Below are 11953 nucleotides of genomic sequence, written 5' to 3'. Positions count from 1 at the left end.
TGTCAGCGGTTGAGATGAGCGATGCGCTCGATGGCATCGGCGAGCTGGTGGCCGCGGGCGATCTCGGCATCGATGGCGGCGAAGGTCTGGGGCGAACTCGAGAAGAGCGTTGCCGAATAGTCGTCGAGCACGAGCCGTCCGATCGCCTCGGTCTCCGGCCCCTTGATGAACACCTCGGAATAGTCGCTCCCGGAGCGCTTGAGGCTGCGGATCAGCGTCTCGGTGCGATCGTCCATATCGAGGCGTTTGCTCGCCTTGAAATCGGCGATCGTCTCCGGCTTCTGCTGAAGGATCAGCATCCAGTCGCTGTTCTCCAGCGCTGCCGTCGCCCCGTCGGACTTGTAGTAGTCGTTGAGCGACTGTGTGGCGGTCGCCAGCGCGCCGCCATATTTCCGGCAGGTGCGGGCATAGGTTTCGACGAACTCACCCATCGAGCCGCCCTTCAGCATCGACCATGCTTCATCGATCAGCAGCAGCTTGCGCAGCGACCTTGGGCTGCGCGTCATCGCCTGGCTGGTCATGAACATGATCGCGGAGAGGACCACGCTGCGCAGGTCTTCCCGGCTCGCGAGGTCGGACATCTCGAATACAGTGAAATCCGCATCGAGGTCGAGACTGGCCTGGCCCTCGAAGAAGGCACCGTAGGTTCCGCCAGCCATGTAGGGGGCAAGTGCAGTCGCAATGTCTGCGGCCGTGTCATGGCCAAGACCGGCCATCATTTCGCCGACGGTCGTGACCGTGGCCGCCGCGCCGTGTTCAGCCCAGACCATGTTGACCGCCCGGTCGATCAGCCCGCGCTCTGTATCGGTCAGCTTTGCGCTGTGTCGGGCCATTTGCCCGACGATCGCCTTGATCATTCCGAAGCAGTCGAGGCGATAATCCTCGTCCTCGGCGGCGCGGGCTGCGTCGATCATCGAGAAGGGGTTGAGGCAGAAGCCCGCTTTCATTGTGAACTCGACAAAACGGCCGCCTTGCAGTTTGACCGAATGCTCGAAGCTGCGACCGTCGTCGATCACGACCACCTGCGCGCCGGCGCCGCGCAGCGCGGCGCACATCTCCTGGAGCAGCACCGACTTGCCCGATCCCGACTTGCCGCAGATCGCGACGTTGTGGTTGCCCGCCTCGTTCTCGAACGGCGACCAGAAGAAGGGCTGGCCGCGCCGACCGACGAACAGCAGGTGAGGGTGGGCGCTTCCGAGATACTCACCCTGCATGGGCGCGATATTGGCTGCCGTGGTCGACAGGACGGTCTTGAACCGCTTCAGCCGCTCCATGTCGGCACCGAGCCCGTCGGCTAGCGTCAGCGGCATCGCCGCAAGAAGCCCCTGGATCTGCAGATAGCGCTCGTCGGTGAGGTCCCAGCCTGCCGCCTTGTAGATCGACTTGATCGCGCGCTCGTGGCGGTCGCCGGACCCAAGCGGCGAATAGGTCGTCACGCCGTAGAACACGCGTACCAGACGGCGGCCTTCCTGCAGCTCTGCCTGAACATGTTGCCACTCGGCGGCCTGTTCCCCGATCCGCGGCAGGAACCTGGCACTGCGGGTACCGGCGAGGCTGGTTGTCCGCATGAACTTGAAGCCGGCCTTCGCCGATGCCGCCTCCTGGTCCGGATAGACGAGACACAGCATGGTGGCGGCCGGGCAGGGGAAGCGCAGCTTGTCGGTGAACAGGTCGCCGATTAGCCGCGCGCATTCCCACGGGGCCCACCGCGATGGCATGTTTCGAACGGCAAAATGGCGAACATCGAAAGCATCAGGATAGACGGTCCCGATCTCGGGCACGCCGTCATTGACCTTGCCGGTAGGACGGAAGCGCTCGGTCACGAGCCGCATGCGATCTTCAGCCACGACCAGTTCGATATCGTGGCGGATCGCCTGCGAGGCGATCGGATCGTTCGGATTGTAGGGCACGGCGTCGTCCTGCGGCGCGGTGGTGGGCGAGGTCAGATCATCAATGACGGCGATGAGCGCTTCCGGCCCGACTTCGACCACGCCAAGGTTCAGTGACTTGAGCATCGCCACCAACCCCTCGCGGGTCTGTTTGAGATCCTCGTTGCTGACCGCCTTCGATGTTGGCACGCCGACCGAGACGATGACCTGGTGGTGCCGCGCATGAAAGGGGGCGTCCGGCGAGCCTGATTCCCAGACGAGCGAATAGAGCCGCCGCGCGCGGTGACGGGCAATCGCCTCGTACACGCCGCCCTGCATGTACCGTGGCGCAAACCACGGGGCGATGATTCTGCTGATGCGCGGGCTCGCAAGGTGGAGCACCTGCAGGCAGGCGCCCGCTGGTAAGCCTTCCGAGAAGAATTGCCCGAGGATTTCCCCTGTGCGCTCGTCCGCGCCGATCAGCGGCGTGACCGAGAGGACAAAGCCCTTCGAGCGTGCGTTGAAGTACAGGCGCGTTGCCGGATCATAGACCCTGTAGGGCAGCCAGTCGGACAGCATGTCGACCATCAGCTGGGGACGGGGCTTTTCGACGTGCTCGGCATCCCCCAGCAATCCGCTGAGCAACCGATCAACGACGGACTTGAGTTGCTCGGCCATCACTTGGGTTCCTCGGACTGCGAGGTGGTGTCGGTCGGCTGAGCGCCGGTCCGGATTGCCGGGCGGATTGCGGCTTTCGCGGCTTCAATCGCCGCCGCGCTCGGGAACGCCGGGGCGCTGTGCCCCGCCTCTGGCCGAGGGGCTCGATCACGCGGGGGAGGCGACGTGTCGAACCCCTCGACCGCCGGTGCTTTGGCACCGGCAACGGCCTCGCGCGCCGTGGAGGGGAGGACCAGCGGCGAGGCATCTGAAACTGCATTTTCGGAACTGGGAGCATCAGCGCCCGGGGTCTCCAGGGTGCTGGTCCCGTTCGTGGGCGCGGATGAAAAGGGCGCCGCAAGATCGACGGTAGCATCCGAGTGACTGTTTGCGGCTTCGTGTGCCGACGCAGCTTGAGCGGCCTTCAACTGCCGGCGGACCTGGCGCATGACGGCCCCGCTCTTGTCCTCACCCGCTTTGCGGCGCAGTTCGGTTGCCCAGCGCGGGTTATCGACGACCGTCCAGGCGACCGCTTCATCATGGAGCGTTCCGGCCTCATCGACATGCGCTGGAAAGACGACCCGCAGGGTCCGCTCCGCCGTACGCGTGGTGTCAGCATCCACGACGCCCGACCGGGGGCGTGTCTCGGCATGAGGCGCCGTGCCCGAGGACAGAGTGTTCGTCGCCTTGGCATCGATGACGTGGGCCGGTGCGCAGTCGCCCTTGGGCGCCCGGCAGGTGAAGTCGCCTTCGACATTGGTGCCGAACGTGGCGCAGCCACTGGCGAAGCCGGCCAGACAGGCGCAGGCGAGGAGACGTGTCGGAAACCGCATGGGTTTATCCTTTCGGAGCTGGGGTGGGGGCCCGGGTGGAGGTTGGGCGCAGGAATTCCCGGAGCACTGCAGCAGGCCGGAAACCCTCGAGAACGGCGCCATCGGCGGGGCGCACGATCACCGGCGTGCCGCCAAAGCCGTGAGCCCGGGCGAAGGCCTCGTTGGCATCGAGGCCGCTCGTGTCGCAGGGTTTGGGATTGGCGAGCGCCAGACCCGAATATGCCATGTGCAGCGCCAGCTCGGGCCGAGGTGAGCACAGAACCCGCTCGGCGTCGCGGCGGCTCTCTGCGCCGAAAATCGAGATCGGCCGTTCTTCGACCCGCGCCCCGATCGCCTTCAGTTCTGCCTCAAGCTTCTTGCAGTAGCCGCAGTGGAAGTCCGAGAAGACAACGACACGTGGACCATTGGCAGGGCCCCAGGTGATCGCGCCATTTGATGGAAGCTTGCCAAGCTGCACATGCCGCGGTTCAGCGTTCCGGGCTGAAGCTGCTGATGGGTTTGGGCTCCCATCCGCTTGCGCTTCGGGATTGCTGCGCCGTGCTGCCCCTGCCGCCAGCAGGTCCGGATTGAGAGCGAGCAGCCGTGCAGCCGTCAGATCCTGACGGGCTTCCATGTCATAGACCCGGCCGATCACCAGATACTTCGCAGCCCGGTCAACGTAGAAGAGCGTCGACTTGGATGCGACCTCGCACAAACCGCCAAGGCCTTTGCAGTTGATCGCGTCGATCGGCGTCTTGGGCAGGCGCAGCTTCAGTGCCTCACGCACCTTCGCCATGTCCGGAGCGGCAGTGGGGGCTGCAAGGCTTGCCACCGCCCATCCTGTTGCGGCCGACAAGGCGATGATTGCTGCCAGTCCTGCGCTGGCACGCAACCAGCGGCGCCGACGGTTATCCCGCTCTAGAGACAAGTTTTCGGTCATTGGGAGTTCCTCACGTAGACGCCGTCGAGGAACACGATCTCGACATCGATGCCGGTCGGCATCTCGACGACGGGTTGGTACTGTTCGGCGCGCTCGATCAGGTATTTGCTGACCGTGTCGGCGGCATCGGCGGCGCCTTGGCCAAGCCCGCCACCGAGGATGTCGCCCGCAGACAGCTTGGAGCGACTGCCATCGGGGTTGGTCGTGACGCCGGAGAACACGCTGTTGGCGTTTGCGGAGAAGCCGCGCCCGAAACCGCCGACGATCCCGGCGAGCAATGCCTGGCTGACGAGGCTGCCTTCGCGGCTCACGACGCGACCCCGAACCCCGGACTTGCCAGCGAAGCTGATGAAGCCCTTGACCTCGCTCACTGCGACCCGGCCACCAGGCTGATCGCAGGTCATGCGGGCAAGCTTCACATAGACCTTCTCGCTGCTGAGATCCCCGCGCGCCGCGCCGTTCACAACGCAGCCCTGGATCCGGGTGGTCAGAACCTTCCCGTTCTGTATGACGGATCGGGCAGGCCCCGTGATCCTCAGCACAACTGGCAGCGGATCGGTCTGGCTGGCGACGCCCGCCGAGGCGTCGACGCCGACGATAACCCGGGCCGGCGCATAGGAATTGGGCGGCAGGTAATCAGGCGAGTCCTCGACGACGACCGGCGGCGCATCGGGGCGGCCCACCCGGAGACCGCTGCTCCCTGCCTTGTCGGAGCTGAAGCTCATCAGCTTCACCTCGCCAGGCGAGGGGATCATGCCGCCCTGCGGATCACCGCCTGCAGACACAGGACTGGGCTGGGGCAAACGTCCCCGCGCGTCATAACCGCCCGCCTGCGGCCCATAGGCCGGTGGCGGTACAGTGGGTGCCGTCGTCGCCGGCTGCGCGGCAAGCCGTGTCTTGAGCTCGGCATTTTCTGCGGAGATGGCATCGATCGCGGCCTGCCCATCGACCCGCATGGCCTGGTTTTCGGCCTTGAGGGCAGCCAGCTGCGACTCGATCTCCGTCCGCGGAATGCTCCCATCCTTCAGCGCCTTCTGCTCGCGCGTGACCGCATCCAGCCGGTTGCCATAGGTTGCGACGAACTCGCGCTGCGAGAGATCGCGGTTGACGAGGCCCGCCGTGTCGATCGTCTGCGCCGCATTGGGATCGCCGGTCTTGGCCTTGTCGTCACCGCCAAGGATGAACCAGCTCCCGCCGAGCAGCGCGAGCGCTCCCAATGAGCCCAGCAGCAGCTTCTGACGGCGCGCAGTGCGGGCGTTGAGCCCGGAAAGTTCGGATGGCGCCGCACTCTCGGCCTGCAGAGGAGCAGGGCTTGGCGTATTGGCTGTATCAGTCATGGCCGGTCTCCGCGTTTGCGCCGACAACAAAGGCCGTGGTGCTGGTCCCGGGCTCGAGCTTCGGCTCGGCGATCGAGACAGCGAGAGTGTCGCGGGGCGCGAGATCGCGCTCGGCCAGCGTCACCGGCTTCGAACCGCGATTGTGGATGCGGACCACCTTTCCGGTGAGACTGGCGCCGCGATAATCAGCGATGAGCTGGACTTCGAGATCGCCGACCCGGGCAGGCATGGCGGCCATCTGGCGGACCTCGAAGCCATCGACAGTCCGGTCGTTGGCCATGGCCTGGATGAGCCTGACGGCGCTGGTCTCGATCGGGGTCTGGCTTTCCCAATCCGCAGCCCGGTTCTTCGCGATGGCGGGGTTGGTGATGAAGACCTGGGTCGCCGGAATTTGCTCAACTCGGCACGCGACCTTGTAGACGAAGCCCTTCTTCGTGGTGGTGAAGAAGCTGATTGCCCGGGCGGCGTAGGTTTCCGGCACGGACACGTAGATATCCCCGCGCACCGGCTCGTTGGTCACCGCAAAGTCGTTGTAGGGCGTGCCGGTCGAGATCTTCGAGACGCTGGCGAACTGGTCGTCGACCAGCGCAAAGCGGGTCAGTTCCCGCGCCGAAACGCTGCACTCGATCCCGGCACCATCGGCCGCTTGCTTGACCTGGTCGGCGGCATGAGCGGGGGATGCTACTGCTGTGAGCAGTGCTGCCGCACTCAGAAGTCGGACCCGAGCGTGGGCATCTTTTAGGTAAGCCATCACTGGGCCTCCTTTGATTTGTCCTGTGGGGGGAGCTGGGCGAACCTTGCCAGCGCCAGGCGCAGGCCGCGGTAGGTCCAGCTGAAGCGGAAACGGCGCTCGTCACTCGCAATCACTTGCGCGCCGACGAAGGTCTTGAGCGTGCCGGTCACATCCGATGTCAGACCCTTGGGATCGACCGTCATCGACCGGATCACGAAAGCCTGGGTGACGTCCGAGCCCCGCTGCTCTTCGACGATCCGGACGAGTTCGGCCTTGAGGCGGCCATAGCTTGCGGGATCTGCCAGCTTCAGGATCTCGTTCATCCAGTAATCGAGGCCCTCGGGGCTGCGATTGAGGAGAACAAGGGCGGCATCGCGGGTGACGAGCTCGAGATAGTCGGCCTCGACCCCGGCACTGCTCACCGTGAGTTGCTTGGGAACGGTCGGCACCAGCACAACCTCACGGTCGCGGGTGGCGGCAAGGCTCCCTGCGATGACCAGTGCGAGGCCGAGACCGGCACTGGTGAGCGCGAACAGGTTCCGCTGGCGTAGCAGCGATTGCTGACGTTCGTGTGATATGTCGGAAAACATGGGCTTCCCCTCAACCGGCAAGCAGTCGGCAGTGAGAAGGCGGCGTTGCCTTGAGGCCCAGAAATCCTGCAGGCAGATACCAGTATGCGGCATGGGCTACCCAGGAGCTGGCGCGTCCTGCTTTTGCCTTTCGCAGTGCGAACCAGGCGCCGAAGGCGACGATGATGCCGATAAAGATATGCTGGGTGAGGATCCCCCAGGTGAAGGGGGCCAGCATTCCCGCGAACTCGTCGATGGTCCAGAAGCCGATAAGCTCCGGGTCATCGAGGCGCCGGGGAATGATGTAAGGGTCTGCCATGGCGACGCCGCCTTCTCTTGCCGCGCTCAGATGACCGCGGTCACGACCGAGGTGACGATCGGAACACCGGTGCCGACACCGATGCCGACACCCACCGGAACGGCGACCTGGCCGAGCGAAAAGCGCCCGGATGCCAGACCGATCAGGCCGCCAGCGAGGCTGAGAACCGTGATGATCTTGCCGCCCGAACCTTCGAGAAAGTCGGTGAACTTGGTGAGGGCCGGGGTGAAGGTCGTGTCAGCGCCGGCATAGGCGGCGCTTGCCGCAAGCGCCGCGACTGCGACCGGGATGGCAATGTTGAGGGCACTGCCAAGGTGCTTTGGGCCGAGACCCGTGACGCCGACGCGCCGGGGGAGGGTGAGAGACTGCATGTGAAGCTCCGGTTGGAGGGGTGGTCACAGCGTCCTTGCGTTCGCTGTGTGTTCCACATGCATCTAGGAAATGTTTGTAGGAAAGAGTGGTAATCTGGTCTCCGCTGGAGGCGGACAGATACGGACACATCTTTTCCCGCCCGACGCTCCAAGCCGACGATAATGGCGCTAAATCAGTCTTTCTATGTCGGTGAATACCGTCACGTCCGCCACGATTCGGCGACGAATCGGATAGAGGAACTGATTCGCCTTTAAACGAGATGTTCCGTCTATGTTCTTTTCATTTTCCTACATGACATGCTGCGCGATATGCCTGCGAGTCGCACCATTGCAGAAACGAGGAGACAGCCATGCACCATCCAACCGCCGCCGCCAGACCCGCCAATGAAAGCCTGGCTCGCGTGCTTGCCCATGCGATCGATGCCGCAGGAAAACCACGCCACAAGATTGCCAATGAAAGCGGGATGCATCGCGAGACCCTGCTTCGCGTTGCGCGTGGTGAGCGGCCCATCGGGCTCGACGAGGCAACGCGTGTGCTTGCCGCCTGTGGAGCTCACCCGCGAGCCAGCATGATCCTCGCTCTTGCCGGGCAGGAAGATCTCGCTTGCGAGTGGATGCATGGCGAGATGGGCGAATTTCTCGAAGAGTTCTTCACCAGCCTGCCTGTCCATCTGCAGCGGACTCTGGGACGTCGGATTGAGGATCTGCGGCCTCGGTGGGCGGGCGGAACGGCGCAGCTGGTGGCGCGAATGCTTGCCAAGCACATCGATGATTTCGCCAATCGCGACATCGCCATGTCGCTCTCACGGTAGGCCTAGGAGTTCGGAGGGGACCGAACTTTACAATCGAGATCAGCAATGTCGCATTCAGCTCAAGATGAAACGCCCTGCCTGCCGTCGGCGGAAACTGTGTCGCCGGCCCGACTTCTTCGACTGCCGGAAGTGATGGCCCGCGTCGGGCTGCGTCGTTCGGCCATCTATCAGCGGATGAGCGAAGGGCGTTTCCCCAAGTCACGATCGCTGGGGCCCAAATGCGCAGTTTGGGTTGAAGCGGAAATTGATGAGTGGATCCGCGCCGTATCGCGAATTCCAAACTGATCACGCCGTGGTCTATTCCGTCAGAATTCCTCGCGCTAGGCTGCGCGCATGGTTTATCGATATCCGCTGGGCAATACTCCTCATCCCGAAGCTCTGAAGGAGAAGCAGCGTTCGCCGCGGGACGGCTTCCAGAAGCCTTTGGGGCTTCGCGTGCACCGTGCGCTATCTTGGCTTCGACAAGCCGAAGCTGAGGATGAAGACCATGATGTCCGCCTCGTCCTTCTCTGGATTGGATTTTAAGCGGCCTATGCCGGTGATGTCGAGGCATCGGCCAGCAGCTCCGCGCCGGAAGGCGAACGCGGTCTCATTCAGGCATTTTTTTTCGGCCTTGGTGAAGTTCGACGCCCGCCACCAGACTGGAAGCGTACGGTGCCTACGTCTACCCCGTGCTCGACCTTCGCCGTCTCCTTCGAGTCGCGACCGACTTCGAACGGGATATTCTGCCGGTGCTTCTTGCTCTGCAGGACAGGCGCGACGATCATGGATGCCGATGCACGATTGATCGCACAATGGAGAACGGGGTGGTTCTTGCTGTGATCGATGTAAGCGTGACATTCCCGGACGGCGGTCGGATCAGCATGCAGGCGGTGCAAGGCGACACGTACTGCGCGCAGCTGGATAAGAACTTGTCCGGTCGCATCGTGGCCTCGCCACAATCCCTGCGTGACGGGAGCTTTGTTGCCAGTCTGCAAGCGTTGTTGGCGGTAAGAGGGACCGGCAAGGCGGATGAACCGCGCAAGTAGCATGGGAGGAGGCAGAGGCGTGGGCACTAAGGGGAAGGCCGCTCCCGCCGCCCTGACGGGATGGAATGATCATCCTCGCGGCGCCGGTCTCCCACTCGCATTGATCTGCGCACAGAAATAACACCACAGGTTCTTGAAACCTGATCCATCGAACTCCGTTTGAGTAAGCGAGCAAAGTCTGCGGTTTGAAACGGAGATCAGAATGCCGCATCGCGCTGCCGTTATCGAACAACCGGCAAGTCCTTACCTGATGACACTGCGTAAAGAGCTGAAAGGTGGATTGCATTCAATTGGCGTAATGCCGCTCGGCGATCTCACAGCAGATATATGCTGCGGGGGTGATTCCTTATGGGCGATTGTGCGCCGTCCGCGACGCGGCGGTCTCGCGATCCGTCTGGCCTACGCACCAGGCATGGAACTCAAGTATGGCTCCTTGAAAAGGAGCAAACGAGGGTTTTCGCTCACGGCCGAGACCGCGCTCGGTACATATGCGATCGCGGCCCGCCTTGACGGCACCGATTTGCACCGGTTGCGCCTGACCATTACACTGGTCCCATCGGCTGAACTGCTCCTCCCTTTCGTGCCGAGAGATCTTTATCCGCTCGATGAAAATGATGACCCGCTGGGCGCCTCAGGCACTATAGAAGCCGGCCAGCGGGGTCTCAACAGCGGGCTGCTCTATTTCAGCATAGACAAGCCTGCGTTCGGAAGCGTGCTCTATTTCCAGAACCTCACCGCGCTTAATGACTACTTCACCCTCACCGGAACCAAACCCGATGGTGTGGTGGGCGGCGAGTGGCCCGAAATCGGGTATTTCCTTCCCACTTCGATCCAGAGCGGGACACCGCCGATCAATCCCCTGCCCGCCGGCCGCAAAGTGACCCTGTCCGACGCCATCATCGTCTTCCGGGACGCGCCCGCGCAGAACGAGTGTGAAAGTGCCCGTCTCTTTGTGCAAATGCTCGGTGCCGTTTACACGGCGCTGGAGCTGCCCGAACGTGACTTTCGCGACTGGGTGGATCGCGCAGAACAGACCTTGCGAGATCTGTCCCAATCGCCCAAGGCAACTATCCGGCATTATGGCAAGCGCTATGCTCATCCCTATACCGCTAGCGAATATCCCGACAGCATGGTCCAGTTGTCTCTTCTTGCCTCGATGCGGGATTATGCCGCCTGGCGGGGCAGGCCCGGCGAGTTGGAAAAAGAGTTCTCCGACGGCCTGAAAAAATTCTTTGACTCTGAACTTCAGACAATTCGCCGGTATCTTCCTAACGTAGGAAGTGACAAGGATGCGGACGCCGTCGACTCGTGGTATCTTTATCATCCGTTGCTCAATCTTGCCCGACTCGCTATTGCCGGGGACGAAAAGGCGCGAGATCTGTTCCTCCGGTCCGTCGATTATGGCATTAAAGCGGCTCATCATTTCCAGTATAAGTGGCCGATACAATACAAGGTCACCGACTTTTCCGTCATTACTGCAGTAGCAGGCGCAGACGGGCGCGGTCAGACAGATGTCGGCGGCCTCTATGCGTGGGTCATGCTGCAAGCCTACGAGCTTACCCGCAAAGAGCGGTTTCTCCGCGAAGCCGAGGCAGCAATCGACGCGGCTTGCGGGATGAGGTTCAACCTCAACTATCAGGCAAACCTTACCGCATGGGGCGCGGCGGCTTGTCTGCGGCTATGGCGGGTCACCAACGTCAGGCGCTATCTGGAGCAGAGTTACGTTTACCTCGCCAGTTTCTTTCACAACTGCGCCATATGGGAGTCAGAGATCGGCGGTGCGGCACAATACCGGAACTTCTTTGGGGTCACGTGCCTGCAGGATGCGCCCTACATGGCCATTTACGAGTGTTTTGACAGCTTTTCGGCCTTTGAATGTTACCTGCGGGACAGCGGCCCGGAACTCGAACCTGCCGCCAGGATGCTCATCAGCGAATACTGTAAATATGCGCTTGACCGCGCATGGTTTTACTATCCCGACGCGCTCCCGCCAGAACTCCTCGCGACCGAGGTTCGCAATGGGCACATCGATCGTGCGCTGTCCTTCCCACTCGAGGATCTTTACGTCGATGGGCAGCCGGCCGGCCAGGTTGGCCAGGAAATTTATGGTGCAGGCGCGGCTTTCGTGTTTGCCAGCCGGACGTTCCATCAGGTGAGTGAGGCGCCGTTTCGTCTGTTTTGCGACCATTTCATCATGGCGAGCGAACGAACCGGAGAACGCGCGATCAGTGTCACCCTGGACGGGGGTGAAACGTGCCACGCGGCGCTCAGCATCGTGCGGTGCGGCAAAGAAGGTCTGCCGGCGTGCAGACTTGTCAGTGCGAGCGGAAGTACTGTCCGAGGCCGAAAGCAGGGCCGCCAGCGGATTGATTTTAGTGTCCCAGCAAGTGGGCGATACATTTTGAGCTGGGACTACTGAGTATCATCCGTGACAAGGGGTCCTGCAGGACACGCACGCAGGTCGCGTTCGCCCAAAAACCGAGTGGGACCGAATGGTATGGTACATT

At 62.6% G+C, this 11953-nt stretch carries 12 protein-coding genes; 4 read left to right on the top strand and 8 right to left on the bottom strand.

Annotation, left to right across the window (positions count from 1 at the left end):
- Window positions 1-2: 2 nt before the first annotated feature.
- Genes traC through ACODS2_RS19010 form a run of 8 tightly spaced genes read right to left on the bottom strand, consistent with a single transcriptional unit; the run spans window position 3 to window position 7606 of the window.
- Complete coding sequence (gene traC, locus ACODS2_RS19045) at window positions 3-2546, bottom strand: type IV secretion system protein TraC (RefSeq protein WP_216313612.1); 2544 nt, start codon at window positions 2544-2546, stop codon at window positions 3-5.
- Window positions 2546-3358 carry a TraV family lipoprotein gene (locus ACODS2_RS19040; RefSeq protein ID WP_216313610.1) on the bottom strand — a complete coding sequence of 271 codons (813 nt, stop codon included), beginning with the start codon at window positions 3356-3358 and terminating at the stop codon, window positions 2546-2548. The genes traC and ACODS2_RS19040 overlap by 1 nt, the downstream gene beginning before the upstream one ends.
- A 4-nt stretch (window positions 3359-3362) precedes the next feature.
- Complete coding sequence (locus ACODS2_RS19035) at window positions 3363-4277, bottom strand: DsbC family protein (protein WP_216313607.1); 915 nt, start codon at window positions 4275-4277, stop codon at window positions 3363-3365.
- Entirely contained in the window at window positions 4274-5614 is a 1341-nt protein-coding gene (locus ACODS2_RS19030) for a TrbI/VirB10 family protein (RefSeq protein WP_489000199.1), read from the bottom strand. Before ACODS2_RS19030 ends, ACODS2_RS19035 begins: the two co-directional genes overlap by 4 nt.
- The gene (locus ACODS2_RS19025) at window positions 5607-6365 is read right to left on the bottom strand and encodes a type-F conjugative transfer system secretin TraK (RefSeq protein WP_489000198.1); all 759 of its coding nucleotides are present in this window, start codon (window positions 6363-6365) and stop codon (window positions 5607-5609) included. The genes ACODS2_RS19030 and ACODS2_RS19025 overlap by 8 nt, the downstream gene beginning before the upstream one ends.
- Window positions 6365-6937, bottom strand: a complete 573-nt coding sequence (locus ACODS2_RS19020; RefSeq protein WP_489000197.1) for a type IV conjugative transfer system protein TraE — start codon at window positions 6935-6937, stop codon at window positions 6365-6367. Before ACODS2_RS19020 ends, ACODS2_RS19025 begins: the two co-directional genes overlap by 1 nt.
- A 10-nt stretch (window positions 6938-6947) precedes the next feature.
- Entirely contained in the window at window positions 6948-7235 is a 288-nt protein-coding gene (gene traL / locus ACODS2_RS19015) for a type IV conjugative transfer system protein TraL (protein ID WP_020819170.1), read from the bottom strand.
- Window positions 7236-7261: 26 nt separating this feature from the next.
- On the bottom strand, window positions 7262-7606 hold the full coding sequence (locus tag ACODS2_RS19010; RefSeq protein WP_073976138.1) for a hypothetical protein: 345 nt from the start codon (window positions 7604-7606) through the stop codon (window positions 7262-7264).
- A 401-nt stretch (window positions 7607-8007) separates the two neighbouring features.
- Here ACODS2_RS19010 and ACODS2_RS19005 point away from each other — a divergent pair, with 401 nt between their 5' ends.
- The 4 genes from ACODS2_RS19005 (at window position 8008) to ACODS2_RS18990 (ending at window position 11865) form a co-directional block, all read left to right on the top strand.
- Window positions 8008-8418 carry a transcriptional regulator gene (locus ACODS2_RS19005; protein WP_489000196.1) on the top strand — a complete coding sequence of 137 codons (411 nt, stop codon included), beginning with the start codon at window positions 8008-8010 and terminating at the stop codon, window positions 8416-8418.
- A 45-nt stretch (window positions 8419-8463) separates the two neighbouring features.
- Entirely contained in the window at window positions 8464-8703 is a 240-nt protein-coding gene (locus ACODS2_RS19000; RefSeq protein WP_253204253.1) for an AlpA family transcriptional regulator, read from the top strand.
- Between the two features lie 386 nt (window positions 8704-9089).
- Complete coding sequence (locus tag ACODS2_RS18995) at window positions 9090-9446, top strand: hypothetical protein (protein WP_216313595.1); 357 nt, start codon at window positions 9090-9092, stop codon at window positions 9444-9446.
- Window positions 9447-9648: 202 nt separating this feature from the next.
- On the top strand, window positions 9649-11865 hold the full coding sequence (locus ACODS2_RS18990; protein ID WP_216313593.1) for a hypothetical protein: 2217 nt from the start codon (window positions 9649-9651) through the stop codon (window positions 11863-11865).
- Window positions 11866-11953 lie beyond the last annotated feature (88 nt).

The sequence above is a fragment of the Novosphingobium sp. FG137 genome (genome assembly GCF_057809735.1).
Note: the sequence above shows the minus strand (reverse complement) of the source record. Positions and strands in the feature narration are given on the sequence as shown.

Excerpts from the sequence above, each read along its gene's own strand:
- traC (WP_216313612.1), bottom strand. The coding sequence starts at position 2,546 with ATGGCCGAGCAACTCAAGTCCGTCGTTGATCGGTTGCTCAGCGGATTG.
- ACODS2_RS19040 (WP_216313610.1), bottom strand. The coding sequence starts at position 3,358 with ATGCGGTTTCCGACACGTCTCCTCGCCTGCGCCTGTCTGGCCGGCTTC.
- ACODS2_RS19035 (WP_216313607.1), bottom strand. The coding sequence starts at position 4,277 with ATGACCGAAAACTTGTCTCTAGAGCGGGATAACCGTCGGCGCCGCTGG.
- ACODS2_RS19030 (WP_489000199.1), bottom strand. The coding sequence starts at position 5,614 with ATGACTGATACAGCCAATACGCCAAGCCCTGCTCCTCTGCAGGCCGAG.
- ACODS2_RS19025 (WP_489000198.1), bottom strand. The coding sequence starts at position 6,365 with ATGGCTTACCTAAAAGATGCCCACGCTCGGGTCCGACTTCTGAGTGCG.
- ACODS2_RS19020 (WP_489000197.1), bottom strand. The coding sequence starts at position 6,937 with ATGTTTTCCGACATATCACACGAACGTCAGCAATCGCTGCTACGCCAG.
- traL (WP_020819170.1), bottom strand. The coding sequence starts at position 7,235 with ATGGCAGACCCTTACATCATTCCCCGGCGCCTCGATGACCCGGAGCTT.
- ACODS2_RS19010 (WP_073976138.1), bottom strand. The coding sequence starts at position 7,606 with ATGCAGTCTCTCACCCTCCCCCGGCGCGTCGGCGTCACGGGTCTCGGC.
- ACODS2_RS19000 (WP_253204253.1), top strand. The coding sequence starts at position 8,464 with ATGTCGCATTCAGCTCAAGATGAAACGCCCTGCCTGCCGTCGGCGGAA.
- ACODS2_RS18990 (WP_216313593.1), top strand. The coding sequence starts at position 9,649 with ATGCCGCATCGCGCTGCCGTTATCGAACAACCGGCAAGTCCTTACCTG.